This is a genomic window from Erythrobacter oryzae (genome assembly GCF_030271515.1).
In the GTDB taxonomy this organism is placed as follows: domain Bacteria; phylum Pseudomonadota; class Alphaproteobacteria; order Sphingomonadales; family Sphingomonadaceae; genus Erythrobacter; species Erythrobacter oryzae.
The window spans coordinates 203,545-229,153 of sequence record NZ_JASCXI010000004.1 but is presented as its reverse complement, the minus strand read 5'-3'; the positions used below and the strand labels follow the sequence as shown (position 1 = coordinate 229,153).

Below are 25,609 nucleotides of genomic sequence, written 5' to 3'. Positions count from 1 at the left end.
TTCGCTATATCCGCTCCACCCCGCCGCCCGACACGCGCCACACCGCCGCCTCGGCGCGGATGTCGCCAAAGGGGGCGAGTTCGGTTCCGGTCATCCACACCTGCGCGCGGCCTTCCCTGAGCCGCCTGAACAGCTCGGCGCGGCGGACGGGATCGAGGTGGGCGGCGACCTCGTCGAGCAGCAGCACGCTCGGGCGGCCCGCGGCGGCGAGGATGCCGTGGGCGAGGGAAATGGCGATCAACATCGCCTTCTGTTCGCCAGTCGAGCAGGCGGCGGCGGGGTGGCCGGTGGAGGCCATGCGCACTTCGAGCTCGTCGCGCTGCGGGCCCGAGAGTGCCCGGCCCGCTGCGCGGTCACGGGTCCGGGATTTGGCGAGTTCGGCGCGCAGGGCCGTCTCGTCCGTGGGGCCGCCGGGGCGGTAGGCGAGGGCGGGCCGCGCGAAGGGCTCGGGCGGCAGGGCGGAAAGCTCGTCGGCAAGGCGCAGGACCAGTTCGGCCCGCGCGAGGGTGACGGCGGCGCCGTGATCGGCGGCCTGGGCCTCGACCGCGTCGAGCCAGCGCGGGTCTCCGCCACTGTCGAGCAGCTTGCCGCGTTCGCGCAAGGCGCTCTCCAGTGCATTCACCCGCCGCGCGTGATCGGGCGCGAGGGCCAATGCCATGCGGTCCATGAACCGCCGCCGCGCCCCCGCGCTGTCGGTGAACAGGCCGTCCATCGCCGGGGTGAGCCATGACAGAGCGAGCCACTCGGCAAGGCTCGCCGCGGTCGCGGGGGCGCCGTTGACCCGCACCAACCGCCGCTGCGGCGCACCGTCCTCGGTATAGGTGCCGAGCCGCGCCGAGACCGTGCCCGCCTCGGTCAGGCTCGCGCCGATGGCGAAGGGTAGGGGGGGGCTACCTGGCGACGTGCGCCGCGCGAGATCGCCGAGGTTCGCGCGCCGCAGCCCGCGCCCCGGGCCGAGCAGCGACAGGGCTTCCAGCAAGTTGGTCTTCCCCGCCCCGTTCTCGCCCACCAGCAGGTTGAAATGCGCCGTCTCCGCAAGGCTGGTCGCGGGGTGGTTGCGGAAGTTTTCGAGGCTGATGCGGCTGAGGCCCATGGCAGGCGCGGGGGTAGCGGGAGGGGGGCGGTTTGGCCAGTGTGCCCCGCGGAAAATCGCCGATCCCAATGCTTGGTGAAATTTCCCAAGCTTTCGTTTTGCTTAACGCTGCGTTTGCGGGGCGAAAGGTGGGAAACGGCGGAATTCCGCCATTTTTCGAGTTTGGCACGGCTGATGCATTGTACTTGGCATCCCCGGGACAGCCCGGAAACACTGCAACAGGAGACCAGATATGTACGCCAACGAAGCCTCGAACCGCCTCTTCGCCGCCGCTTTCTCGGTCGTGATCTCGGCAGCCTTCTTCGCCTACGCGATCATCCCCGCCAGCCCCTCGCTGACCGCCTGATCGCCCGCATCACCCTCTCTGACCAAAGGACCAGACCCATGTTCGGCAATGACCACACCGCCCGCTTTGCTTCCGCCGCTTTCGCTGTCATCCTGACGGTTGCCAGCTTCGCCTATGCGATCGTCCCCGCCAGCCCGTCGCTGATGGCCTGATCGACCCACGCTTTCACAGGAGTTCGACTGACATGAACGACATCCGCAATTCGGGCGGCACCCCGCCGAGCCGCAGCTTCCGCCTCGACAAGAACAATGCCAAGCTCGCCGGCGTGTGCTCGGGGATCGGCAATTACTTCGGCGTCGATCCGCTGCTGGTGCGCATCGCCTTCGTGATCGCGCTGCTGCTGGGCTTCGGTGCCCCGGTGCTGATCTACATCGCGATCGCGCTGATCGCAGACTGAGTGCAGCGACTGAAAAGCGGATCCCGGTTTTCGGGCCGCTGCACCTGATCTGACGAAACCGGGAGGGGCCTTGCGGGGCCCCTCTCTCTTTTACATCGCCGAAATACCGCCATCGAGCTTGAGCTCGGCGCCGGTCATGAAGCGGCTCTCGTCGCTTGCGAGATAGAGCACCGCGTTGGCGATGTCGTTGGGCTCGCCGACGAACTTGAGCGGAATCTGCCGCGCCAGCTTCTCCATCAGCACATCCTTGTCGAGCGCGTGCGCCTTCGCGGTGCCGTCCAGAATCGGCGTGTCGACAAAGGTCGGGTGGACCGAGTTGCAGCGGATCTGCATCCCCTTCTTCGCGCAGTGGAGCGCAATCGACTTCGACAGCATCCACACCGCCGCCTTGCTGGCGTTGTAGGCGGGCATGGTGTCGCTCGCGATCAGGCCCGCGATGGACGAGATGTTGATGATCGAGCCCGGCGCATGCTCGCGCATCAGGGGGAGCGCCTTCTGGCAGCCGTGGAAGATCGAATTGACGTTGATGTCGAAGCAGCGCTGCCAGTCGCCGAAATCGCAGGCCTCGATATTGCCCGGAACGCCGATCCCGGCATTGTTGACGAGCACGTTGAGACCGCCGAGTTTCTCGCGCGCGGCATCGACGGCGGCTTCCCACTGGTCGGGCTTGGTCACGTCATGCGCCATGCCGAAGGCCGTGCCTTCGCCGAGCTCGGCATTGATGATCGCGGCGGTTTCCTCCGCGCCCGCACCGTTGATGTCGGTCGCCAGCACCCGCGCGCCTTCTTGCGCCAAGCGAATGCAATGCGCGCGGCCGAGGCCCTGCGCGCCGCCCGTTACCAGGGCCATCTTGCCCGCTACCCGTCCTGCCATATCTCTTATCCCTCTCCCAGAAATCCCGGCGTCAAAAGCATCGCGATCCGCACGTCGACCGCGTGCCCGGCGCGCCGCCACTCGGCCACAAAGCGCGAAAGATCGCGCAAGGCAACCCGGTGGACGATGATGTTCTCGCCTTCCGTCCCGCCGCCTTCGCTCACCCGCTCGAGGCCGGTCGCCTTCAAGAGCGTGAAGCTTTCCGAGACCATGCCGGGGCTTGAGTAGAACTCGCCCAGCACTTCCATCCGCGCGGCGCGGTAGCCGGTTTCTTCCTCGAGCTCGCGCGCGGCGGCAGCGGCGGCGTCCTCGCCCTCGGCCCCGGCATCGTCACCCACGAGGCCCGCCGGAATCTCGAGGCTGAAGCGCCCGAGCGGCACGCGGTACTGGCTGACGAGGATCACGTGGCGGGTGCCGTCGGGGTCATCGTCCAGCGCGATGATCGCGGCGGCGCGGATGCCGCGCGCGCGGCCGACATATTCCCAGCGCCCCCGCGTCTTGGCGGTGATGAACTTGCCTTCCCATTGCACCTGTTCGGGCAGATCGGCGTCGCGGTCTTTGATCACGGGGAGGCTCCGTCGGAAGGGGGTAGCTTGCGCGCCCTTCGACAGACTCAACCCCGCAAGGTCAAGCGCTAAACCTCGATCAGCCGGTCGGGCAGCTCGTTGACGTCTTCTTCGCCCCGCGGGAAATGCTCGGCGAGGATGAAGCCCACGTCACGGATGCCGACCGCGAGCCCCTCGGCGACGCGGCCGTGGCGGATGTGGGCGAGCATGTCGCCCATCGCCTCGCCCCACACCTCGGGCGGGACTTTCGCCGCGATGCTCTCGTCGGCGACGATCTCCGCGCGGCGTTCGCGCATCGAGAGATAGATGAGAACGCCCGTGCGCCCGGTAGTGCGCCGTTCAGCGCCGACCTTGAACTGCCGCAAGGCCTGCCCCCGCACCCGCGCCGCCTTGACCGGGCCGGGCACCAGCAGCCACTTCAGCGGCTGCCATTGCTGCACCAGCCACACCCCGAGGAACTTCACGAGGCCGAGCGCGATCACCATGCTGGCAAGCTCTCCGGACGTCCATTCGTGGCCCCATCCGGCAAACCACGCGTCCCAGCGGTCGAGAAAGGGCTCGGGAAAAGCCGCGAAGACGCTCATCGCAGTGAAGGCCGTGCCCGCCGCCCACAGCAGCGCGACATCGGTGTAGCCGTCCGACGCCTCGGCGAGCACGGTGACGATCTCGCCCGAGGTCGCGCCTTCCGCCTCGGTCACCGCTGCGCTGACGAGCGCGCGTCCGGCATCATCCATCATCGCCATCGCTCACCACCCTCCCGAAGCGCCGCCGCCCCCGGAGGAGCCGCCGCCAAAGCCGCCGAACCCGCCGCCGCCTCCGCCGAAGCCGCCGCCCCCGAAGCCGCCACCGCCGCCGCGACCGCTGTTGTTGATGATCCCCCGCGCGATCGCGCTGCCGACTTCCCACAGGATCACATCGCGCGCCGTGTCGCCAAGGCCCCGGCTGCCCCACGGGCCATTGCCCTTGGAGCGATATTTGCGCCGCCGCCCGAGGCTGGAGAGGATCGGCAGGACGAAGAAGAAGAACATGAAGGCGAGCCAGATCAGCACGCCGAAGGGAAAGCCCCCGTCGCTGCGGCTCTTCTGCGCCGCGGCGGCTTGCGCGGCTTCCTCGATCGCGACAGCATCCTCGGGCGCCTTGGCCAAGTGGGCGAGGATCGCCGCGACCCCATCGGTGACGCCAGCGTCGAAATTGCCCTCCTTGAAGCGCGGCGCAATCACGTCGTTGATGACGCGCCCGGCCATGATCCCGCCGAACCAGCCGTGGAGGCCATAGCCGACCTCGATCCGCATCTTGCGCTCGGCAGGCGCGATCAGCAGCAGCAGGCCCGCATCGCGATCCTTGCCGCCGATCCCCCACTTGTCGGTGTAGAGCGTGGTCGCATAGGTCTCGATCGAAGCGCCCCCGAGGCTCGGCACGGTGGCGACGATGATCGCGCGGCCGGTGTCCTTGTTGTAGGCGCGCAGCTCCCCGTCGAGCTTGGCCTCGGTTTCGGGCGAGAGGATGTTCGCCCCGTCATAGACCGGGCCGTCGGGGCGGGGGGGATAGTCCTGCGCATGGGCTGCCGTGCCGAGCGCGAGCAGCAGCGCGGCAAGCCACAGGGGCAGGAGAGCGAGCAGCCGGTTCATGCGGCGTCCTTCATCATCTGCCGGCAGCGGGCGCTGACCGGCCCGGGGGCGACATTGGCGGTGTCGATCCGGGTGATCAGCGCCTCGACCCCCGCGCTCACACCGTTTTCGAAATCGCCGACTGTGAATTGCGGTTTGATATTCTCACGGATGATCTGCGCAGCCGTCTCGTCGGTGACGACAGTCTCGAGGCCGCATCCGACCGTGATGCGCAGCTTGCGCTCCTTGGGCGCAACCAGCAGCAGCACGCCGCGGCTGGTTCGCGGCGAGCCGATGCCCCAGCCGTTATACATCGCGAGGGCAGTGCTCTCGATCGTCTCGCCCTCCAGGCTTGGCACGGTTGCGACCACGATCGCGGTCTCCTTCTGGTCCGAGTAGCGCCGCAGCCTCGCATCGAGCGCCTGTTCGGCGGCGGGCGACAGGATGTCGGCCGTGTCGACCACCGGCCCGCCCGGCCTTGCAGGCTCTGCCTCCCCGCCGCAAGCGGCCGTCAGCAGCGCAAGACCGAGCAGCGCGGCGCGGGACTTCACCTCACTTCGCCGCCGGGGTTGCCCCGCCGGTGATCGCGCTCATGTCGACCTTGGGGTTGGCCTTGGCCGCCTCGTCTGCCTCGAAATACTGGAGCGCCTCGGCGCCGTGGATGACGTTCGCGCCGATGCTCGAGGGGAAGGTGCGGATCTCGGTGTTGTAGTCGCGCGCGAGGTCGTTGTAGCGCACCCGCTCGGTGTTGATCTGGTTGTTGGCCTCGTCGATCGCCACCATCAGATCGCCAAAGCGGGGCTGGCTGGCGAGCTGCGGGTAGTTCTCGACCACGGTGCGCAGCTGGCCCAGCGCCTGCGTCAGCTGGTTCTGCGCATCGTTGAACTTCTTGAACTCTTCCGGGTTCGAGAGGTCATCGGTGGTGATGTTGATCGCAGTCGCCCGGGCGCGCGCGTCGATCACGCCCTGGAGGATGTCCTTCTCCGAGATCGCGGCGGCCTGCACCACGGCGACGAGGTTGGGGATCTTGTCCGAACGGTTCTGCAATGCGCTCTCGACATTGCCCCACTGCGCCTTGGCGGCTTCCTGCTTGGTCGGCACCGAGTTGATCCCGCAGGCCGCAAGGCTGAGCGCAGCCGCCGCCGCGAGCACGCCGCGCAGCATGGTGGTGAATTTCATCGCGAAGGTCCCTCCTTGTGCGGCGGGCGCGCGGCCTGCCGGAACTCCTGTATTGTGCATATAGCACACCTCGAACCCGGTTCAAGCGGTGGACGGGGCTGCCTGCAAGACTTGGCAGACGGGCGGGCGAGTGCCAGAACATGGTAAACGGCAAAAGACAAAGGGGATCATCATGCTGTCGGAATTCCGGGATTTCATCGCCAAGGGCAATGTCATGGACCTCGCCGTCGGGGTCATTATCGGCGCGGCGTTCGGCAATATCGTCAAGTCGCTGACCGACGAGATCATCATGCCGATCGTCGGCGCGCTGATGGGCAATATCGACTTTTCGGACCGGTATTTCATCCTGTCGGGCGACGTGATCGAGGGTTCTCCGCTCGAAGTCGCGCGCCAGACGGGGGCGAACGTGATCGGCTACGGGGCGTTCTTTTCGGTCATCATCAACTTCCTGATCCTGGCCTTCATCATCTTCATGCTGGTGCGCTACGTGAACAAGGTGACCGCGAAGCTCGCCAAGCCCGAAGAGCCCGCTGCGCCCGCCGGTCCGACCGAGATCGAGCTGCTCGCGGAAATTCGCGACGCGCTGAAGAAGTAAAGCGCTTGTCTCCCCTCCCGCTTGCGGGAGGGGTCGGGGGAGGGCCTGAGCGACCGCTCGCAGGCCCACCCCGCTGTGACTAGGCCCCGGATCAAGTCCGGGGCAAGTCTCGCTCCCCTCCCGCAGGCGGGAGGGGCGGATACACTTCACATTCAGGATTTCAGCGCTATATCGCGAGGTGCCGGTTTCGACCGGCTATGGCGATAAACTGCTGCGTGCAATAGATGCAACGGACCCGGGGGCAGTACCCGGCGGCTCCACCACTTGGGCCGAACCACTGGGTCGACACGCGTGAAGCGTGCCGACCTAGCGGCTCAGCTGATGGGGCCGAACCAGGATCGACGTGTGTTGAAAGACGTAGTTTTTGCCCGGGCTGAGTAACCCGCATAAGGCTCAAAACCAATAAGTGCCAACGACAACGAAGCACTTGCTCTCGCCGCGTAATGTGACGGCCTAACGGCCTGAATTTACCAAGCTAAGAGCACGGTTCGGACCGAACCGGGTAACAGAATCGGAAACCGGGCGCCCGGGGGAGCGTAGCAACAGAATCCCCCACCATTCTCGGAGATTTTTTGCTTACAATTGCAACCATCCGCTGACCTTCTGACGGGTCAGCATCTGCACCAACCCACGCCGGCGCACAGCCGCTTGGCGGCAGGGTCCTCGCAAGCAAAATCTACCGAAAGACTACACTTATGACACATATTGCCATCCGCCCGCTCGCGCGCGGCGATCTGCCCTGCGTTGCCCATCTGGTCGACGCCAATGCCATGTTCCCCTCCGAGATGCTGGCGGACATGACTGCCGGCTATTTCGCGGGCGATCCCTCGCAGCGCTGGATCGTCGCCGGGCGGGGCGGGGCGGTCGAAGGCGTCGCCTACACCGTCCCCGAACCGCTGACCGAGGGAACGTGGAACACGCTGTGCATCTGCGTCGATCCCGCAGCCCACGGGCAGGGCATCGGCGCCGCGCTGATGCGGCATATCGAGGATGAACTGCGCAAGCAGGGCGCGCGCGTGCTGCTGGTCGAGACTTCGGGCACCCCCGCGTTCGAACGCACGCGCGGGTTCTACGACATGCTCGGCTACGAGCGCGAGGCGCGGATCCGCGACTACTACAGCGCGGGCGACGACAAGATCGTCTTCCGCAAGGCGCTGGTCTGAAGGGCGGGGCGGGTCGGCACCAAGGTGCCGGCTCGCCCTATTCGCGCGGCAGGGCCTGCGCGCGCAATTCGCCCACTTCGGCCTCGAGCTTCAGGCAATCGAGGATCTTCGCCCCCGCCAGAAACACCGCGCCGGTGGTGGCGAGGAACAGGAGCTTGCCGCCGAACCCGGGGTATTCATGGAGATAGACCATGCCCCGCGCGCTCGACCCCAGGGCGAGGGCGTAGATGATCAGGAACGCCTCGATGCGCGTCTTGATCACGAACAGCCGTCCCAGCTTGCGAAGCATAGGTATCCTCGACCCTTGCGCGGCCCGGCGGAGTGCTGAGTCGCCTTAACAGTGTCGTAACCTTACGCCCGCTGCGGGGCCCCGTGCAAATGCGTTAACCAAGCTGTGCCAGATCGAGCGCCTCGAGCAGGGCAAGCCTTGCGGCGATCACGCTGTCCGCGAGGGTCTGCGTCCCGATATCGGACGGGTCGATCTGCAAAGGCCAATGCGCGGCGATCACACGCTCCAGCAGATCGGCCTTGGCCTCGTCGAGCAGGAAGCGCGGGTCGACCGTGGCGGGGTCGCACACCACCCTGAGGCGCAGGCAGGCCGGGCCGCCGCCGTTCGCCATCGACTGCTTCACGTCGACCGGGATCACCTGCCGGATCGGGCCGTTGCCGGCGAGCATCTGCTCGACCCAGCCCCACACCGCGGGGCTCTCGCGGCATTCCTCGGGCACGATCAGCGCCATCTCGCCGCTCGGCAGCGTCAGAAGCTGCGCGTTGAACAGATAGGTGCGGATCGCCTCTTCCAGCGACACGGCGGAGGAAGGCACCTCGACCACCTCGAGCGCGGGGAAGGCGGCGCGAATCGCATCATAGGCCCCCTGCTGGTCGGCGAAGGCCTCGGCATGGGTGAACAGCACGCGGCCATTCGCCACTGACACCACATCATTGTGGAACGCCCCTGCCGCGATCGCCTCGGGGTTCTGCTCGATGAACACAGTGCGCGCCGGATCGAGCCCGTGGGTGCGGGCGACGAGGCGGCTGGCCTGCTCGTGCTGGCGCGCGGGGAAGCGGCCTCCCGGCTTGCCGTAGACGAACACCTCGACTCCCGGCGCGCCATGCTCTTCGCACAGCCGCATGTGGTTGGCCGCGCCCTCGTCGCCGAAGGTCGGGGGCACCGCGTCGTGGATTGCGAAGTGCCGCGTGTCGCCGAAAGCGATGCGGAGCTGCGCCTGCGTGTCGGGCCACTCCTGCGCGCGGTGGAGCATGGTGACGAGGTTCGCGGGCGTCAGGTGGCAGCGCCCGTCGGCGGTGTCGGGGGCGGGGGAGACGGTCGCGGCGTTGGCGGTCCACATCGAGGAGGCCGACCACGGCGCGGCGCGCAGCTGCGGCGGCTCGGTGCCGTCCAATGCCAGCGCGCTCTGCAAGGCCCCGTTGGGGCGCGGCAGCGGCAGCAGGAAGCCCTGCACGCCCAATCGCGCGAGGTTGCCGCGCATCTTCGCCACCCCCTGAAGGGCCGCCGCGCGCGGGTAGGACGGATCGCCCGCATGGCTCGCGCTGGCGATGTTCCCGAGGCTCAGCCCCGCATAATTATGCGAGGGGCCGACGATCCCGTCGAAGTTGATTTCGGTGAGAGGTGTGCCGCTTTGCTCCATGGGCGGTTTCCTTAGACGACATGGGCCCCGTGTCCAATGTAGCCGTGGCGCCCATGGATATCCGCACCAGAGCATGCACCGCGATCGCGCGCCGGCTGATGAAGCCGCCCGAAGCGCGGATGGCCGACATCGGCACCTATGCGCAGTGGCGCGATGCCGCGCTTACTTCGAGCTGGCGGCATTTTTCCGACGAGGAGCTGCGCGGGCGCGATGTGCTCGATTTCGGCTGCGGGGCGGGGCAACTGGCGTTCCTGTTCGCCTCCAAGGGCCTCGCGCGCTCGATCACCGGGGTGGATATCGACACCGCCGCGCTGGGCCGCGCCGAGGCCGAACTCGCGGCTCATCCCGAATGGCAGAGCAGCTTGCGCTTCATCGAGGGCGATGTCGCCGGCCTGCCGCTGGCCGATGCCAGCGTCGACCTGATCACCGCCTTCGATTGCATGGAGCACGTGATGGAGCCCGGTGCGATCCTCGCCGATTGGGCGCGGGTGCTGCGGCCGGGCGGGCGGGTGCTGCTCGAATGGTTTCCCTTCAAGGGCCCGTGGGGCCCGCATATGGAAGCGCTGATCCCGGTGCCGTGGAGCCATGTGCTGTTCGGCGAGAAGGCGATGTTCCGCGCGGCGGCCGCGATCTACGACGACCCCGCCTTCGTGCCGCGCCACTGGGATCTCGGCCCTGATGGCGCCAAGAAGCCGAACAAGTGGACGCAGTGGGAGAGCTTTGCCGAGCAGGCCTATGTCAACCAGCTCGACACCGCCACCTTCCGCAAGCTGGCCGAGGCGGCGGGCTTACAGATCGTGCGGTTCGACCGGTCGGGCTTCGGGCGTTCGGGCCCGAAGAAGCTGGTGGGCGACGCGCTGATGGCGGTGCCCGGGCTGGGCGAATATGCCACCAGCTACACGGTGATCGCGCTGGAGAAGCCGCTCTAAAGCGCGATGACAAAAAGTGGGAACCGGTTTTTGTCAGAAATCGCGCGACCACAAAAAACCTAGCGCGCCACGCTCCACACCTTGTCGCCCTCGCAAACGTCGAGCAGGTCGGCGCTGGCGGAGTCGATCGCGATCCCGCCCTCGCCGTCGAGCACCCGCGCGCCGAAGCAGGCGCGGAACGTGCCGAGGTGGCCGGTCGCAAGGATCGCGCGCTCGCCCTCGCTCGCGGTGAGCGAGGTGATTGTCGTCTGGGCCGCGTTCTTCACGCTGGCGACATTGTCGGTCCAGGCGGTCATCGTCGGCCCGCCGTCGAAGATGTCGACATAACCATCGTGGCGGAAGCCTTCGCCCTCGAGCATCCGCATCGCCGCGCGGCCCGTGGGGTGGGGGACGCCGATCACCGAGCGCGCGTCCTCGCTCAGCATGGCGATATAGACCGGGTGCTTGGGCATCAGGTCGGCGATGAACTGGTTGCCGTTGATCGCGTTGAAATAGTCCGCGTCCTGGAAGCTCATCCCGAAGAAGCGGCCCGCGACCCCGTCCCAGAAGGGCGATCCGCCGCGCTCGTCGATGATGCCGCGCAATTCGGCGAGGATGCGGTCGGCAAAGCGCGCGCGGTGCATCGCGACGAAGAGGTAGCGCGAGCGGGCGAGCAGCAGGCCGAAGCCCCCGGCGCGCTCGCCCGGGTGGAGGAACAGGCCGCCGACCTCGCTCGATCCTTCGAGATCGGTGACGAGGCTGAGCAGCTCGGCGCGCACGGTGCGGTCCAATTCCTGCGAATACTGGGTGAGCGTGTTGAGACGGTAGGAATAGAACGGCCAGCGCTGGCCCACCTGCGTCATCAGCTGGCAGGTGCCGCGCACCGCCCCGGTGCGGGTGTTCTCGAGCACCAGCACGAACTGTTCGTCGGCGAGCGTGTCGTCCTCGCGCGCGAAGGCGGTGGCGGCGCGTTCGAGCTTGCCTTTTAGCGCGGCGCGGTCGGGCGGCAGGTTGGTGAAGCCGCCGCCGGTGAGCTTGGCCATTTCGTAGAGCGCTTCGAGATCGGCGGGGCGCGCGGCGCGCAGACGGAAGGTCACTGGAGGGCTCCCTGAGCTAGACGCTCGATGACGCGGGCGCTGAGGGCCGCGCGTTCGGAAAGTGAGGGGACGATGAGATATTCGTCCGGCGAATGGATCGCGCCGCCGCGCACCCCCATGGTGTCGACCACGGGCACCCCGCAGGCGGCGATGTTGTTGCCGTCGCACACCCCGCCGGTGGATTGCCAGCGGATCGTCTGCCCGAGCTCGGCGCCGCATTGGCGGACGAGGTCGAAGAGTTGTTGCGCGCGGGCGTCGACCTTCTTGGGCGGGCGGGTGACGCCGCCGTGGCGATGGGTGGCGACTTGGTGTGCGGTCTCAATGTCGACCAGCAAGTGGCTGAGTGCATGGTCGAAGGCGGCGCCGGCCTCGACCGTCCGGGGGCGGACGTTGAAGCGCAACACGGCATGATCGGGCACGACGTTGTTGGCCGACCCGCCCTCGAGCTTGGCGGGGTTGATGGTGATTTCGGCGGTTTCGAGCGCCTTCAGCCTGAGGATCAGATCAGCCGCCGCGACGATGGCGTTGCGCCCCTCGTGCGGGTTGCGGCCCGCGTGGGCGCTCTTGCCGGTGAAGGTGATCGAATAGTTGCCGGTGCCCCCCCGTTCATGTGCCAGCGTGCCATCGGGGAGGGCGGCGGGCTCGTAGGTGAGGGCTGCGAGCTTGCCCGCCGCCAGCTCTGCGATCAGCGCCGCGCTGGCGAGCGAGCCGGTCTCCTCGTCGGAGTTGATCAGCACATCATAGCCGAGGCTTGAGGCGGCGGCGCTCTCTTCGAAGGCCAGCAGCGCGTGGAGCATCACCGCGATCCCGCCCTTCATGTCAGCAACGCCGGGTCCGTTCAATGTCTCGCCGTCGAGCCATGTCTGGCGCTGGAAGGGGTGATCGACCGGAAACACCGTGTCCATGTGGCCGGTGAGCAGGATCCGCCGGTTCGCCTGCGGGCGCACGCGCACCACCAGATGCTGGCCGTGGGGCTTGGCGAAGGCAGAGCCGTCGGCGGCGATCGCGGTCACCGGGGCCGGGTCGACGAGCTCCACCGTCCCGGGGAGCGCCGCGAAGGCCTCGGCCAGCATCGCCGCCTGCTGCGCCAGCCCAGCGAGATTCGCGGTGCCGGTGTTGACCGCGCTCCACGCCTGCACCTGCGCCAGCATCGCGGCGGTATCGAATGTGCCCGAGGTCCCGTCCATCCCCACCCTCTAGCCGTGCAAGGGCGCGGGGCCAAGGCGTTGCAATCGCCTCTCCCCTTTGCCATAGGCGCTCGCGTCCTCTCCTCCCCGGGTTTGTTCAACCGACGAGGACACCGATGACTGACATGACCCCCCGCGCCGGACTTGCCGTGGACGCCGCCCTCGCGGGCTTCCTCGAGCGCGAGGTGCTTGGCCCCCTCGGCCGCGATGTGGACGCCTTCTGGCAGGGCTTCGCTGCACTCCTCGCCGAGTTCGCCCCACGTAACCGCGCGCTGCTCGCCATGCGCGAGAGCCTTCAGGCGCAGATCGACGCGTGGCATACCGAGCGCGCGGGCAAACCCCACGATACCGCTGCCTACAAAGCGTTCCTCACCGAGATCGGTTACCTCGTCCCCGAGCCCGCTGACTTCCGGATCGGCACGCAGAACGTCGATCCCGAGATCGCGACCATGGCCGGGCCGCAGCTGGTGGTGCCGATCCTCAACGCCCGCTTCCTGCTCAACGCGGCGAATGCGCGCTGGGGGAGCCTCTATGACGCGCTTTACGGCACCGACGCGCTCGATGCGGCCCCCGCCAGGCCCGGCGGCTATGACGAGGCGCGCGGCGCGGCGGTGATCGCGCGCGGGCGGCAGTTCCTCGACGCGACCTTCCCGCTGGCGAGCGGAAGCTGGGTCGACCTTGCGGGCCGCGACACCATCGCGCTGGCCGATTCGGCGCAACAGGTCGGCACCACCGACATGGGCGTTCTGCTGAAGAACAACGGCTTGCACGTCGAAGTTGTCTTCGATTCGAGCACGCCGGTGGGCGCCACCGACACAGCCGGCATCGCCGACATCATCGTCGAGGCCGCGCTCACCACCATTGCCGACTGCGAGGATTCGGTCGCGGCGGTCGATGCCGAGGACAAGCTGCTCGCCTACACCAACTGGCTCGGCATCATTCGCGGCGACCTGTCGGAGAGCTTCGAGAAGGGCGGCCGCACGCTCACCCGCACCCTCGCGGGCGACAAGACCTACACCGACGTGGGCGGCGCCACGCAGACCCTCAAAGGCCGCAGCCTGATGTTCGTGCGCAATGTCGGCCACCTGATGACCAACCCTGCGATCCGCCTGCCCGATGGCAGCGAAGTGCCCGAGGGCATCATGGACGCGGTCTTCACCAGCGCGATCTCCACGCTGGATGTCGAAGGCCACGGCAAGTTCGGCAATTCGCGCTGCGGTTCGATCTACATCGTCAAGCCCAAGATGCACGGGCCCGAGGAATGCGCCTTCACCAACGACCTGTTCGATGCGGTGGAGGACCTGCTCGGCCTGCCGCGCCACACGATCAAGGTCGGGGTGATGGACGAGGAGCGCCGCACCTCGGCCAACCTTGCCGCCTGCATCCACGCGGTGAAGGACCGGATCGTCTTCATCAACACCGGCTTCCTCGACCGCACCGGGGACGAAATCCACACCTCGATGCGCGCAGGCCCCATGCTGCGGAAGGGCGCGATGAAGAGCAGCGCGTGGCTCAAGTCCTACGAGGCGCGCAACGTCGCCATCGGCCTTCGCCACGGCCTTTCGGGCAAGGCGCAGATCGGCAAGGGCATGTGGGCCGCGCCCGACCTGATGGGCCAGATGATGGTCGAGAAGGTCGGCCACTTGAAGGCGGGCGCGAACACCGCATGGGTCCCGTCGCCCACTGCCGCGACGCTCCATGCGCTCCACTACCACCAGATCGACGTGTTCGACGTCCAGAAGCACCTTCCCGAACCTGCGGGCCTCGACGACCTGCTGGCGATCCCGCTGGCGGAAGGTGCGAACTGGTCGGAGGAGGAAATCCGCGAGGAGCTCGACAACAACTGCCAGGGCCTGCTCGGTTACGTGGTGCGCTGGATCGATCAGGGCGTGGGCTGCTCCAAGGTGCCCGACATCAACGACGTGGGCCTGATGGAAGACCGCGCGACGCTGCGCATTTCCTCGCAGCACATCGCCAACTGGCTGCTGCACGGGGTCATCACGCAAGGCCAGGTGCTGGACAGCCTCGTCCGCATGGCCGCCAAGGTCGACGCGCAGAACGCGGGCGATCCGCTCTATGTGCCGCTCACCGGCAACGAGACCGGCGCGGCCTTCAGCGCGGCTAAGGACCTGATCTTCAAGGGGGTGGAGCAGCCGAGCGGCTATACCGAGCCGCTACTCCATGCTTGGAGATTGAAGAAGAAGACGGGCTAAGGGTGCACCTACCCTGCTGCTTAGAACCACGGTAGCTGCTCGGCAAAGCCTGCAACCGGCGAGCAGCGTCTGTCCGGATTAAGTTGGTCGGTTGAATTAAATGGCGAAGGATCGTTTACAAATTTTCCGCGCATGTAGGACCAGTGCGCCGAGCGTCCCGCGCCAAAGACTAGATAGGCATGTCGATTGATCCCGTTAGCATGGCCATCGTTTGCGCGCATGATCAGAGGCGATAGGTCCCAACGGCTTGTGGCAAGCCGCTCACTTTTCTCGCCATCCGCCACAAGGATGCAGTACGGTCGCCCGCCTGCGAATGTCCTTGCGCTCTCGCTTACTGTGGAAGGCCAAACCGTTATAAGCACTAGGCTGACCGAGAGCATGATCGCAACCGTTCGAGCCCACCGGCGATGAATCGTGCCAAGTCGCGAAACCGTGGCAAGTAGGCCGCTTCCCACAACCAGCGCCAGCAAAAGTGCCAGCGTTGCGCTCGCGCCGACCTGATGTGCCAGTACTGGGCCGAGTTCTAGGACTATGGCGCACGCGGTCGTTGCAACGACGCTTGTCCAGGCAGGCGCCCAATTCAATCTGTTCGACGGCTCCCTTCGTCTTCGGGCGAAAGCGGCAACGAGATTACGGAGGACAGCCGCGACGAGCGTTGCGAAGAGACCGAGCGCCGTAAGCCCTCGCCCCAAGAATGACCAATTGTCGCTCGATGGAACGGGACGGGTCATGAGCCACCAAATCGCGCACCAAACCGGCAAAAGGATAGCCACGAGCCAGGGAAACCACTCACGCGGGCACAGCAGCACGAACAGCCAGCTCGTCATGAAAAAGAGCAGAAGCAGCTGGGCAGGCAGCATCGTCTGGATGATTTCGCCGAGTGTCATTGTCACGGCTTCTACACGAAAAGCATTTACTGGCGGTTAAGTGGTTGAATTTTAGCGTTCAATCTAGCTCAGCGCCTTCGCCACCGCGACGAATTCCGCGACGCTGACGGTCTCGGCGCGGCGGGTCTCATCGATGCCGAGGCTGGCGAGGGCTTCCAGAGCGCCCGGCACGCCCTTGAGGCTCTGGCGCAGCATCTTGCGGCGCTGGCCGAAGGCGGCTTCGGTGAGGCGTTCGAGCATCCGCGCGCTGACGCCTTCGGGCATGGCCGCGGGGGTCACGTGGACGATGGCGCTCATCACCTTGGGGGGCGGGGTGAAAGCGCTGCGGTGGACCTTCATCGCGAGCTTGGCCTCGGCGCGCCACTGGGCGAGCACGGCGAGGCGGCCATATGCGTCCTCGCCTGCGGAAGCGACGATGCGGTCGGCGACCTCGCGCTGGAACATGAGGGTGAGGGACTGCCACAGGGGCGGCCATGCCTCGCCGCCGAGCCAGCGCACGAACAGCCCGGTGCCGACGTTGTACGGTAGGTTGGAGAGGACGTGGAAGGGCGCGCCGCCCATCAGCTCCGCGTGGTCGAGCTTGAGCGCGTCGCCCTCGATGACAGTGAGTTGGCCGGGGAAGGCGTCCCCCAACTCGGCGAGCGCGGGGAGGCAGCGGCGGTCCATCTCGATCGCGGTGACCCTCGCGCCCGCTCTGAGGAGGGCGCGGGTGAGGCCGCCGGGGCCGGGACCGACTTCGAGCACCGCCTGGCCGTTGAGGTCACCGGGAAGCGCGGCGATGCGGGCGAGGAGCTGCTCGTCGAGCAGGAAGTTCTGCCCCAGCGCCTTGGAGGCGGCAAGGTTGTGGCGCTGGATGACCTCGCGGATGGGGGGGAGGGTGGTCACGTGTCCACCCCCAACCCCTCCCGCAAGCGGGAGGGGAGCGAGACTTGGCGGCTCTGCCGCCTAGTCGCAGCGGGGTGGGCGGGTGCGTCAGCCACGCTGTTGCGCCATCTCCGCCGCCATGGTGATCGCGGCGGCCATTGCGCCGGGGTCGGCCTTGCCTTGCCCTGCGATGTCGTAGGCGGTGCCGTGGTCGGGCGAGGTGCGGATGATCGGCAGGCCGAGGGTGACGTTGACGCCCTCGTCGAACTCCAATGCCTTGATCGGGATGAGCGCCTGATCGTGGTACATGCACAGCGCCGCGTCATAGGTCTGGCGGGCGCGGGGGGTGAAGAGGGCGTCGCCGGGGACGGGGCCGGTGGCGGCGATCCCCTCGGCCTGGAGGGCGGCGATGGCGGGGGCGATCAGCCGCGCTTCCTCGTCGCCGAACTGGCCGCCTTCGCCCGCGTGGGGGTTCAAGGCGGCGATCGCGAGGCGGGGGCGGGCGATGCCGAAGTCGCGGGCAAGGCCGGCCGCGACAATGCGGGCCTTGTGGATGATGAGGTCGGGGGAGAGCAGCGCGGGCACCTCGGCCAGCGCTACGTGGACGGTGAGCGGGACGGTGCGCAAGCTCGGCCCGGCGAGCATCATCACCGCGTCGCGATAGGGCCGGGCGCAGGCGTCGGCGAGGAACTCGGTCTGGCCGGGGTAGTCCCAGCCGATGCTCGCGAGCGCGCCCTTGGAGACCGGCGCGGTGACCAGCCCGCTGGCAACGCCCGCCAGCGCGCACTTCGCCGCCAGCTGGAGCGAGGTCAGCGCCAGCCGCGCGCCCTCGGGCGAGGGGCGGGCGGGGTGCCACGGGCCGTCGAGGAGCGCGAGCACCGGCAGGCCGACAGCGCTGGCGAAGAGCGCCTCGCCAGGGTCGGCGATGGGGACGATCGGGCAGTCGATCCCGAGGCCCTCGGCGCAGGCCCGCAGGAGCTCCGGCCCGCCGACCACGAAGGCGGGCGGGGCACGGCGCTCGGCCCTGAGGCGGGCCCAGGCGCCGAGGATCACCTCGGGGCCGATGCCCGCCGGGTCACCGAGCGATATGGCGAGGGGTGCAGACGGTGAGGTCAATTGTACTCGATATAGGCGTCGTTGCGCAGGTCGCGCAGCAGGCGCTGGGCCTGCTTGTTGACGCGCTCGTCCTCGATCTGCTTCTGCACCGCGGCGAAGGTCGGCGCGCCTGCATCGACCGGATCGTCGCGCCCGCACAGCATCAGCACGCGCACGCCTTCCTGAATGCCGCCGAAGGGCGGGGTGGCCTGCCCGATCTGGAGCTGGAGCACCACATCGCGCAGCTGCGCGGGCAGGTTGGCGGCCTTGATCTGGTCGTTCGAGATCACCTCGGCCCCGATCTTGGCCGCCCCTGCTTCGACATCGGAGCAGCCGCGCAAGGCGCTCAGATACTTGCCGAATTCATCGACCTTGGCTTCGGCCTGCGCCTGGGTCACGCCGGGGGCGAAGGCGATCGAGATCTGCTTCAGGCTCAGGACCGCCTCGGCCGGGTCGGCCATCAGCACCTGGCGCTTGTTGATGAGATAGACGATCGAGAAGCCGCCGGGGATCTCGATCGGGCCGTTGAGCTGGCCGGGCTGCATGCTGCGCACCGCTGCGGCGAGCTGCGGGGGCAATTGGCCGATGCGCACCCAGCCGAGATCGCCGCCGACGACCTGCGTGCTCGCCTCGGAATATTGCCGCGCATAGGCGACGAAGCTGCCGCCCTGCTGCAGTTGCTGCATGATCGCCTGCGCGTTCTGGAGCACCGCCGCGCGGTTCTCGGTGGTGGCCGAGAGGTAGATCTCGCCCAGCCGGTATTCGTCGGTGCCCTTGGCCTCGTTCATCCGCTTGATGACTTCGTTGACCTCTTCGGCCGAGACATTGACGCGCGGCATGACATTGCGGCGCAGCAGGTTCTCCCACGCCACTTCGCCCTCGATCTGGCGCTTGAGCGAAGCGGGCGAGGAGCCGATCGACGCCAGATAGGCGTCCATCTTCTTGGGATCGCTGCCGAAATTCTGCGCGGCGAGCTGCTGGTAGGTCTCCTCGATCTCCTCGCGCTTGGCGGCGAGCTCGTCAGCCTCGGCGGCCTGGATCTTGAGCGTCTCGTCGATGAGGTTGCGCAGCACCTGAACGCGCAGGCGCAGCATCTCCTCTTCGGGGATGGGCGATTCGGACGCCGCCGTCACCAGCGCGACGCGCTCGTCGATGTCGGTGCCGGTGATGACATAGCCGTTGACGATCGCAGTCGCGGTGCGCTTGTCGGGGTCGGCCTTGCCGAAGGGGGTGATGTCGGCGGGCAGGCCGAAAGGGTTGTCGGCGGTGGGCACGGCGACGGTCTGCGCGCCCGCGGCCATGGGCGCTGCGGCAAGGCCCAGCATTGCCGCTCCCGCAAGCGCGGTTCCGGCCCTGGCAAAGAGCGTCTTCGAAAACAGCTTCACACTCACTCGTTCATTCCCGCCTTGTGGCCAATGCTGCGTGCAAAGTCGCACGCTCGCCGCTGCCGATGCCCCGCACCGGCTGAATGGAAGCTGAGTCCCCCGCGATCCCGCACGGGCGGCCCAGCTTGCCGCGCCGCGCTCCTTAACGCGATTTGCGCGCCCTGCCAATTCTTGCAGGCGTTTGATCGGGGGTCAGCGGAAACCGAGATTCTGCGCCCCCAGTTTAGCGGAATCCAAGATTCCGCAGAGCGAAGAAGATCTGGAACGCGTTGCCGCGCCGCGCGTCGCCCGCGTCGATGAAGTCGCGCCGCCAGGTCGCGCCGAACTCGATGCAGTCGTCCGAATAGGCGACGCCCAGCCGCGTGCGGATCGGCTCGAAACCGTCGGGCTGGAACACCGGGTCCTCGTCGGGGTCGGTGAGGTTGAACACCCCCGAGCCGAACACCGACCACTTGCGCCCGATCGCCACGCGCGCGGCGGCGCGCAGCTCCTCGCGGTCGCGCAGGTCTTCCACCGTGGCGATGTCGCGGTTGAGGCGCAGGTAGCCGACCTCGACATAGGTGCGGCGCGAGCCGATGGTCGCGTCGATCTCGTTGCGGCGGATCGCGAGGTTGTCCTTGTCGAGCCGGAAGCGGTGGGTGAACTGGACGAGGTTGCGGAAGCGCACCTCGGTGCGGCCGACGAAGTCGGTGACGCGTTCGGAGAGGCCCGTGCCTTCGGGGAACAGCCCGTCGCGCGGCGCTTCGAGGCGGAAGGACTGGCCGATGGTGGTCTTCACCCGCCAGCCGGGGCGCTGCAGCTCCCAGTCGACGCCCCAGGTGACGCGGGTGCCGTCCTCCACCCGGTCGTAACCGGGGAAGCGATTGAGGGCGAAGAGGTTCGAATCCTCGAGATCGATCGCGCGCGCGTCCTCGTTGGGGACGGCAAGGTTGCGGATGCGCGGGGAGGCGACGACCTGCAGGCGCGGCTTGAACACCTGCGTGCCGCCGAAGGCCTCGCCGACGAAGGGCCATTCGATGTCGAGCGCGGCGGTGGCGATGCCGCGCGTGGTCCAGCCCTCGGTCCCGCGATAGGCGAGTGTGGTGGTCGCGAGACTGTTGTTGGTGTTGTAGACATCGCCCCGCACCAGCGCGGTGAGGGTCACGACCTGCCCCATCGGGGTGAGCCGCGTCAGATCCCACTGCGCGCCGGCGAAGGCCCGCTGGGTGTCCTGCCCGTCATTGCGCAGCAGCGCGAGGCTGTTCGCCTGCACCATCAGCTTGCCGCCCAGCACGGTGTCGCCGATCTTCTGGCGGTAGTCGATCGCGGGCAGGGCGAGCGGCACCTGGCCCTGATCGGCATTCAGCCGCAGCGTCTGCGTCGCCCAGCCGGCGATCGAGAGGTAGGAGCGGTCGGTGATGCGTTCCAGATTGATAGTCGAGCGCAGCCGGTCGTCGCGGCTGATGTCGTAGCGCCTGAGGAAGGTGCGGTCGCTGGCGACGCGGATCGATCCGGTCAGGCTCCAGTCGGGCGAGAACTGGAAGCGGCCATTTGCATCGAGATAGCCGCGCGGATCGTTCTGGAGGCTCTGCCCGCCGACAAAGTCCGTCGCGCGGTCGGAGAAGGTGGCGTAGCCGCTGACCTGATAGGCACCCTTTTCGGTGAGGTGCCGCCACTTGGCGCTCGCCATCGGGGCGACGTTGGAGAAGACATAGGCGCCCAGCGTCAGATCGGCATTGTCGGCCATGCGCCAGTAATATTCGCCCGACAGCTCGAGCCCGTTGACCTGCGTGATGCGGACATCGGGGACGAGGAAGCCGCTCTCGGCCTTGCCGTCGGTGCGGATCGCGAGGCCGGGCATGGGCAGGATCGGCTGGCCGAACAGCTCGAGCATCGCGCCCTCGAAGCGCACGCGGGCGGCCTTCTGGTCATAGACCACGCGGCGCGCGGTGACGCGCCAGCTGGGGTTCTGCGGGCAGCCCTCGGCATCGGTCACCGCGCAGGCGGTGTAGGCGGCATCGGTGAGCACCGCGACGCCGTTCTCCCCGCGCATCGCCGAGCGCGCCGCCAGCCGCCCGCCCGCGCGCAGGGCAATCAGCAGCTCGCTCATCGCGCCGGTGTCGAATTCCTCGGTGAGCTCGACCTGGTCGGTGAACAGCTGGTTGCCGGCCTCGTCGACAAGGCGGATGTTGCCGGTGGCGATGATCTTGCCGGAGTTGCGATCCCACACGACCTCGTCGGCGCGCACCGAGCGGTCTTCCGAGCGCAGGATCACATCGCCGCGCGCGGTGACGGTGTCGGTCTGGTCGTTATAGGCGAGCTCGCTTGCCTCGAAGTCGATCTGGCGGGGGGCCTCGGTGGCGGCGGGTGCCGGAGCGGCTTCCTGTGCGGCGAGCGGGGCGGCGGCCAGCGCCAGCGCCAGCCCGAGCGCCACGCGCGACGCCGCACGCTGCGCCGGGAAGCGCAGGGCAGGGCGCGCTGGGCAGCGCGGTGCGTCTTGCAAGCCTCCCGACATGGCCTTGCCTATTGCACCGCTCGCGCTTAATCGCAATCGCCATTGCGCCCCCCTTCGCGCGCGGCCTGCCGCAGCCTCGGGGCGCCCTGACATTACCCCCGCTTCCCGTGTCTTTCGGAGTACCCATGCAGATCCATCTCACCGCCGCCCCGCCCGCCGACATCCGCCTCCATGCGCGGGTGGTGAACCAGGGTCAGGCGCTGGCCGGGCTCGATACCGCGCTGGTCGAGGGCGCGGCGGCGAGCCGTTTCTCGGGCCGCGCGGGCCAGCTGTTCGAGGGCTTCGCGAGCGTCGATGGCGGCGTGAAGCGCATCGCCATCGCCGGGCTGGGCGAGACCGGATCGGCCGAGCGCCGCGCCAATTGCGAGCGCGCCGGAGCCGCGCTGACCGCCAAGTATCTCGTCTCGGGCGAGAGCGCCATGGTGCTCGACCTCGGCGGCGCGGGGCTTTCGGCCGAGGATGCCGCCGCCGTGCTGCTCGCGCTGCGCCTGCGCGCGTGGCGTCATGACGCCTATCGCACGCGCCTTCCCGCCGACAAGCGCCCCTCGCTGACCGCGGTCCACGTCGTGAATGCGCCCGAGGGCACCGCCGCCGCGTGGGAGCGCGAGGCGGCGCTCGCCAAGGGGGTGGAGTTCACCCGCGGCCTCGTCACCGAGCCTGCCAACATCATCTACCCCGAAACCTTCGTCGCCGCCTGCCGCGAGGCTTTCGCGGGCACCGGGGTCGAGATCACCGTGCTTGGCGAGGCGGAGATGAAGGCGCTCGGCATGGGCGCGCTGATCGGCGTCGGGCAGGGCTCGGCGCGCGAATCGCAGCTGCTCGCGATCCGCTGGAACGGCGGCGCGGCGGGCGAGAAGCCGACCGTCTTCGTCGGCAAGGGCGTGACCTTCGATACCGGCGGCATCTCGCTGAAGCCGCCGCCGGGGATGGAGGACATGAAGTGGGACATGGGCGGCGCGGGGGCCGTCGCAGGCGCGATGCTGGCGCTCGCGAGCCGAAAGGCCAAGGCCAACGTCATCGGCGTCATGGGCCTCGTCGAGAACATGCCCGATGCCGCCGCGCAGCGCCCGGGCGACGTTGTCACCACCATGAGCGGCCAGACGGTCGAGGTCCTGAACACCGACGCGGAAGGCCGACTGGTGCTGTGCGACGCGCTCCACTGGGCGCAGGAGCAATATAGCCCGGCGCGGATCGTCGACCTCGCCACGCTGACCGGCGCGATGATCATCAGCCTCGGCAACGAATATGGCGGGATGTTCGCCAATGACGACACGCTCGCCGCGCAGCTTTCGGCGGCGGGCCTCACCAGCGGCGACAAGCTGTGGCGGATGCCGCTGGGCCCCAACTACGACAAGCTGATCGATTCGCCGATCGCCGACATCAAGAACGTCGGCCCGCGCGAGGCCGGCTCGATCACCGCCGCGCAGTTCCTCCAGCGCTTCATCAAGGACGGCACCCCCTGGGCGCACCTCGACATCGCCGGGATGGTCTGGTCGCAGAAGCCCGGCCACACCTGGGAGAAGGGCGCGACCGGATATGGCGTGCGCCTGCTCGACCAGTTCGTGCGGGATGTGGTCGAAGGGTAAAGGGAGTTCTCCGCCATCCCCAAGATGCGGAAAAAGAGTGACCTGCCGACCAAGACCTGCCTCGCCTGCGGGTTGCCCTTCGCGTGGCGCAAGAAGTGGGAGCGGGACTGGGACAATGTGAAATATTGTTCCGACCGCTGCCGCAGTGGCAAGGGGGGGACCCGGTGAAGCTCGATTTCTGGCAGGTGACGGACGATCCGGTCGAAAAGGTCGTCGCCCTCATCGCCAAGCGCGTGCTGGGCGAGGGCGAGCGGGTGCTGGTGGTCGCCGCCGATCCTGAACAACGCGCCGCGATCAGCCGCACGCTGTGGGAAGCGGGGCCGGAGAGCTTCATCGCCAACGGCGAGGCCGATGGCCCCGGCGCGGATCGCCAGCCGGTGCTGCTCGCCCCCGAGCCGGTCGCGGCCAACGGCGCGAGCCACGTGATCCTCGCCGACGGCACCTTCCGCGAGACCGAGGGCTTTGCGCGCGTCTTCCTGCTGTTCCCCCCCGAGCTTGCCCCGCAGGCGCGGCAGGCCTGGCGCGCGGTCGACGGGCGCGAGGGGCTGGAGCGCGCCTATTTCGCGCAGGAAGCCGGGCGTTGGGTCAAGAAAGGCTGAGGGCTTGCACCCGCGCCCGCGATAAGGGATGTTCCCGCTCGTGGTGACGAGGGGGACAAGGCAATGAAACTGAGAGCAATCGTTCTGGCTGGCGGCGCGGCGCTGATGCTGGCGGCGTGCGGATCGGAGACCTCGGGCGAGCTCGAGACCGCCGACGGCAAGAACGCCGAATACACCATCGACAAGGAAACCGGCGAGACCAGCATGACCATCGACGGCAAGGATGGCGAGTCCACCTTGCGCGCGGGTGCCAATGTCCCGGTGAGCCTGCCCGAGGGGTTCAGCCTCTATCCCGGATCGAACGTCGTCAACAACGCGGTGGTCAACCAGCCCGACGCGCAGGGCACGATGGTCGCCTTCGAGGTCGATGCGCCCGCCGACAAGGTCGTCGCGCACTACCGCGACGCTGCCAAGGCCGCCGGTTTCGATATCCAGGTCGAGGTCAACACCAACGGCACGCAGCTGGTCGCAGGCGAGCGCAAGAGCGATGGCTCGGGGCTATCGGTCACGGCCACAACCGGCGATGACGGCAAGACCACCGGCCAGATCACCATCGGCACCAAGAAGGGCGGCTGACCGCCCTCAGCTTTCGGCGAGCACGATGTCCCAGCGGTAGCGGTCGGCCTCGGCCTGCTGTTGCGCCATCGCGGTCACCGCATCCGCGCCAAGCTGGTTGTAGAGCACGTCCTGCGAATTGCTCTCGTGATCCTCGGTGAAATACATCTGGGTGATGAGCCGGACCTGCCGGCCCTTGATGTCGAAGTGGATATGCGGCGTGCGATGGCCGATCGGGCTGTCATAGCCCGAGGGCTTGATGGTGCGGATGCGCCACTCGCCGCTTGGCCCGGTCACGAGCTTCGCGAAGCCCTGGAAATTGGGATCGAGCGGGGCGGTCGCGATATCGCCCGGATGGGCATAGCGCCCCGCCGCATTGCACTGCCACAGCTCGAGCGCGGCGCCGCGCACCGGATTGCCCTTGCGGTCGAGCACGCGCCCCGTCACCTCGATCACGCGGCCCAGCGCCCGTCCCTTGCGGCCCTTGATATGGGTCATGTCGAAATCGTCGTCGCCCGGACGGGTGACGGGATAGAACGGCCCGATCGGCCCTCCTTCGGTCAGCGCGGGCGCGGCCGCGCGTGCCATGCCGCCGCCCAGCATCAGGCCTGCGGCTCCCAGCGCCGCCCCGGCAAAGTGACGCCGCGACAATCCGTGTTCGTGATCCATGCTCTTCCCCCCCTCAAGCGCCCTGCGGTCGAGGATACCACGCCGCGCGACCAAGGGGAACTGCGGCACGGCAATCCCGATTGCGCGCACGCTTGCCATTTTGCAGCGCAGCAACTAGGGGGCGCGGCCAAAGATCCCCCACAACGAAAAGACGTTCACAGGAGCATATCATGGCGGTCACCCGCACCTTCTCGATCATCAAGCCCGACGCCACCCGCCGCAACCTCACCGGTGCGGTCACCAAGATGCTCGAGGAAGCCGGCCTGCGCGTCGTCGCCTCCAAGCGCATCCACATGACCCGCGAGCAGGCCGAAGGCTTCTACGCGGTCCACAAGGAGCGTCCCTTCTTCGGCGAACTCGTCGAATTCATGATGAGCGAGCCGGTGGTGGTGCAGGTGCTCGAGGGCGAGGACGCCGTCACCCGCAACCGCGACATCATGGGCGCGACCAACCCCGCCGACGCCGCGCCGGGCACGATCCGCAAGGAACTGGCGCTCTCGATCGGCGAGAACACCGTCCACGGTTCGGACTCGGAAGAAAACGCCGCGATCGAAATCGCCTTCTTCTTCAAGCCGGAAGAAATCGTCGGCTGATCGCCCCGC

At 67.9% G+C, this 25,609-nt stretch carries 29 protein-coding genes and 1 other RNA gene; 13 read left to right on the top strand and 17 right to left on the bottom strand.

What is annotated here, in order from left to right; translation table 11 throughout:
• Positions 1-4: 4 nt before the first annotated feature.
• The gene (recF, locus tag PFX90_RS13725; RefSeq protein ID WP_285713114.1) at positions 5-1,093 is read right to left on the bottom strand and encodes a DNA replication/repair protein RecF; all 1,089 of its coding nucleotides are present in this window, start codon (positions 1,091-1,093) and stop codon (positions 5-7) included.
• 232 nt (positions 1,094-1,325) lie between these two features.
• Between recF and PFX90_RS13720 the strand changes: the two genes are divergently transcribed.
• The 3 genes from PFX90_RS13720 to PFX90_RS13710 are packed head-to-tail and all read left to right on the top strand — an operon-like array spanning position 1,326 to position 1,836.
• Positions 1,326-1,439 carry an enoyl-CoA hydratase gene (locus tag PFX90_RS13720; protein ID WP_285713113.1) on the top strand — a complete coding sequence of 38 codons (114 nt, stop codon included), beginning with the start codon at positions 1,326-1,328 and terminating at the stop codon, positions 1,437-1,439.
• A gap of 38 nt (positions 1,440-1,477) precedes the next feature.
• Positions 1,478-1,591 carry an enoyl-CoA hydratase gene (locus PFX90_RS13715; protein ID WP_285713112.1) on the top strand — a complete coding sequence of 38 codons (114 nt, stop codon included), beginning with the start codon at positions 1,478-1,480 and terminating at the stop codon, positions 1,589-1,591.
• 32 nt (positions 1,592-1,623) lie between these two features.
• Positions 1,624-1,836, top strand: coding sequence for a PspC domain-containing protein (locus PFX90_RS13710; RefSeq protein WP_285713111.1), 213 nt, complete (start codon positions 1,624-1,626; stop codon positions 1,834-1,836).
• 90 nt (positions 1,837-1,926) lie between these two features.
• Here PFX90_RS13710 and PFX90_RS13705 read toward each other — a convergent pair whose 3' ends face one another.
• From PFX90_RS13705 to PFX90_RS13680, 6 genes are all read right to left on the bottom strand, one after another.
• Positions 1,927-2,709 (bottom strand): SDR family oxidoreductase, encoded by a 783-nt coding sequence (locus tag PFX90_RS13705; RefSeq protein WP_285713110.1) that lies wholly within the window; start codon positions 2,707-2,709, stop codon positions 1,927-1,929.
• A 5-nt stretch (positions 2,710-2,714) separates the two neighbouring features.
• Complete coding sequence (locus tag PFX90_RS13700) at positions 2,715-3,272, bottom strand: NUDIX hydrolase (RefSeq protein WP_419180110.1); 558 nt, start codon at positions 3,270-3,272, stop codon at positions 2,715-2,717.
• A 71-nt stretch (positions 3,273-3,343) separates the two neighbouring features.
• A complete protein-coding gene (locus tag PFX90_RS13695) occupies positions 3,344-4,018 on the bottom strand; it encodes a TPM domain-containing protein (protein ID WP_285713107.1) in 675 nt (224 codons plus the stop codon).
• Between the two features lie 3 nt (positions 4,019-4,021).
• Positions 4,022-4,903, bottom strand: coding sequence for a TPM domain-containing protein (locus PFX90_RS13690; RefSeq protein WP_285713105.1), 882 nt, complete (start codon positions 4,901-4,903; stop codon positions 4,022-4,024).
• Positions 4,900-5,433, bottom strand: coding sequence for a TPM domain-containing protein (locus PFX90_RS13685; protein WP_285713104.1), 534 nt, complete (start codon positions 5,431-5,433; stop codon positions 4,900-4,902). Before PFX90_RS13685 ends, PFX90_RS13690 begins: the two co-directional genes overlap by 4 nt.
• A gap of 1 nt (position 5,434) precedes the next feature.
• Positions 5,435-6,061, bottom strand: a complete 627-nt coding sequence (locus tag PFX90_RS13680; RefSeq protein ID WP_285713103.1) for a LemA family protein — start codon at positions 6,059-6,061, stop codon at positions 5,435-5,437.
• Positions 6,062-6,233: 172 nt separating this feature from the next.
• On the opposite strand from PFX90_RS13680, the gene mscL reads away from it, so the two are divergent.
• The 3 genes from mscL (at position 6,234) to PFX90_RS13665 (ending at position 7,819) form a co-directional block, all read left to right on the top strand.
• Positions 6,234-6,656, top strand: coding sequence for a large conductance mechanosensitive channel protein MscL (gene mscL, locus PFX90_RS13675; RefSeq protein ID WP_285713102.1), 423 nt, complete (start codon positions 6,234-6,236; stop codon positions 6,654-6,656).
• 141 nt (positions 6,657-6,797) lie between these two features.
• Positions 6,798-7,176: a transfer-messenger RNA gene (ssrA, locus tag PFX90_RS13670) on the top strand.
• Positions 7,177-7,351: 175 nt separating this feature from the next.
• Positions 7,352-7,819 (top strand): GNAT family N-acetyltransferase, encoded by a 468-nt coding sequence (locus PFX90_RS13665; protein WP_285713101.1) that lies wholly within the window; start codon positions 7,352-7,354, stop codon positions 7,817-7,819.
• A gap of 37 nt (positions 7,820-7,856) precedes the next feature.
• Here the strand turns inward: PFX90_RS13665 and PFX90_RS13660 are convergent, their stop codons facing one another.
• The gene (locus PFX90_RS13660) at positions 7,857-8,108 is read right to left on the bottom strand and encodes a hypothetical protein (protein WP_285713100.1); all 252 of its coding nucleotides are present in this window, start codon (positions 8,106-8,108) and stop codon (positions 7,857-7,859) included.
• Positions 8,109-8,202: 94 nt separating this feature from the next.
• On the bottom strand, positions 8,203-9,468 hold the full coding sequence (locus PFX90_RS13655; RefSeq protein WP_285713098.1) for an N-succinylarginine dihydrolase: 1,266 nt from the start codon (positions 9,466-9,468) through the stop codon (positions 8,203-8,205).
• A 98-nt stretch (positions 9,469-9,566) separates the two neighbouring features.
• On the opposite strand from PFX90_RS13655, the gene PFX90_RS13650 reads away from it, so the two are divergent.
• Complete coding sequence (locus PFX90_RS13650) at positions 9,567-10,397, top strand: class I SAM-dependent methyltransferase (protein ID WP_285713096.1); 831 nt, start codon at positions 9,567-9,569, stop codon at positions 10,395-10,397.
• A gap of 59 nt (positions 10,398-10,456) precedes the next feature.
• Here the strand turns inward: PFX90_RS13650 and PFX90_RS13645 are convergent, their stop codons facing one another.
• Together PFX90_RS13645 and PFX90_RS13640 are read right to left on the bottom strand one after the other, a co-directional pair.
• The gene (locus PFX90_RS13645) at positions 10,457-11,473 is read right to left on the bottom strand and encodes an arginine N-succinyltransferase (protein ID WP_285713095.1); all 1,017 of its coding nucleotides are present in this window, start codon (positions 11,471-11,473) and stop codon (positions 10,457-10,459) included.
• Positions 11,470-12,660, bottom strand: a complete 1,191-nt coding sequence (locus PFX90_RS13640; protein ID WP_285713094.1) for a hydrolase — start codon at positions 12,658-12,660, stop codon at positions 11,470-11,472. Before PFX90_RS13640 ends, PFX90_RS13645 begins: the two co-directional genes overlap by 4 nt.
• Before the next feature lie 116 nt (positions 12,661-12,776).
• Between PFX90_RS13640 and PFX90_RS13635 the strand changes: the two genes are divergently transcribed.
• Entirely contained in the window at positions 12,777-14,873 is a 2,097-nt protein-coding gene (locus tag PFX90_RS13635) for a malate synthase G (protein WP_285713092.1), read from the top strand.
• A gap of 20 nt (positions 14,874-14,893) precedes the next feature.
• Here the strand turns inward: PFX90_RS13635 and PFX90_RS13630 are convergent, their stop codons facing one another.
• The 5 genes from PFX90_RS13630 to PFX90_RS13610 form a co-directional block, all read right to left on the bottom strand.
• A complete protein-coding gene (locus tag PFX90_RS13630; protein WP_285713091.1) occupies positions 14,894-15,760 on the bottom strand; it encodes a hypothetical protein in 867 nt (288 codons plus the stop codon).
• 63 nt (positions 15,761-15,823) lie between these two features.
• On the bottom strand, positions 15,824-16,645 hold the full coding sequence (gene rsmA, locus PFX90_RS13625; protein WP_285713090.1) for a 16S rRNA (adenine(1518)-N(6)/adenine(1519)-N(6))-dimethyltransferase RsmA: 822 nt from the start codon (positions 16,643-16,645) through the stop codon (positions 15,824-15,826).
• A gap of 87 nt (positions 16,646-16,732) precedes the next feature.
• On the bottom strand, positions 16,733-17,740 hold the full coding sequence (gene pdxA, locus PFX90_RS13620; RefSeq protein WP_285713089.1) for a 4-hydroxythreonine-4-phosphate dehydrogenase PdxA: 1,008 nt from the start codon (positions 17,738-17,740) through the stop codon (positions 16,733-16,735).
• Positions 17,737-19,104, bottom strand: a complete 1,368-nt coding sequence (locus PFX90_RS13615) for a peptidylprolyl isomerase (RefSeq protein WP_285713088.1) — start codon at positions 19,102-19,104, stop codon at positions 17,737-17,739. The genes pdxA and PFX90_RS13615 overlap by 4 nt, the downstream gene beginning before the upstream one ends.
• A 223-nt stretch (positions 19,105-19,327) precedes the next feature.
• Positions 19,328-21,598 (bottom strand): LPS-assembly protein LptD, encoded by a 2,271-nt coding sequence (locus PFX90_RS13610; RefSeq protein ID WP_285713087.1) that lies wholly within the window; start codon positions 21,596-21,598, stop codon positions 19,328-19,330.
• Positions 21,599-21,723: 125 nt separating this feature from the next.
• Here PFX90_RS13610 and PFX90_RS13605 point away from each other — a divergent pair, with 125 nt between their 5' ends.
• The 4 genes from PFX90_RS13605 to PFX90_RS13590 all read left to right on the top strand — a co-directional run bounded on the left by PFX90_RS13605 (position 21,724) and on the right by PFX90_RS13590 (position 24,359).
• A complete protein-coding gene (locus tag PFX90_RS13605) occupies positions 21,724-23,184 on the top strand; it encodes a leucyl aminopeptidase (protein WP_285713086.1) in 1,461 nt (486 codons plus the stop codon).
• Positions 23,185-23,208: 24 nt separating this feature from the next.
• Positions 23,209-23,352, top strand: coding sequence for a DUF2256 domain-containing protein (locus PFX90_RS13600; RefSeq protein ID WP_419180102.1), 144 nt, complete (start codon positions 23,209-23,211; stop codon positions 23,350-23,352).
• A complete protein-coding gene (locus PFX90_RS13595; RefSeq protein ID WP_285713085.1) occupies positions 23,349-23,783 on the top strand; it encodes a DNA polymerase III subunit chi in 435 nt (144 codons plus the stop codon). Before PFX90_RS13600 ends, PFX90_RS13595 begins: the two co-directional genes overlap by 4 nt.
• Positions 23,784-23,846: 63 nt before the next feature.
• Positions 23,847-24,359, top strand: coding sequence for a hypothetical protein (locus PFX90_RS13590; protein WP_285713084.1), 513 nt, complete (start codon positions 23,847-23,849; stop codon positions 24,357-24,359).
• Between the two features lie 6 nt (positions 24,360-24,365).
• On the opposite strand, the gene PFX90_RS13585 is transcribed toward PFX90_RS13590, so the two are convergent.
• Positions 24,366-25,007 (bottom strand): dioxygenase family protein, encoded by a 642-nt coding sequence (locus PFX90_RS13585; protein WP_285713083.1) that lies wholly within the window; start codon positions 25,005-25,007, stop codon positions 24,366-24,368.
• Positions 25,008-25,177: 170 nt separating this feature from the next.
• Between PFX90_RS13585 and ndk the strand changes: the two genes are divergently transcribed.
• Positions 25,178-25,600 carry a nucleoside-diphosphate kinase gene (gene ndk / locus PFX90_RS13580; protein WP_273984638.1) on the top strand — a complete coding sequence of 141 codons (423 nt, stop codon included), beginning with the start codon at positions 25,178-25,180 and terminating at the stop codon, positions 25,598-25,600.
• Positions 25,601-25,609: the final 9 nt, after the last annotated feature.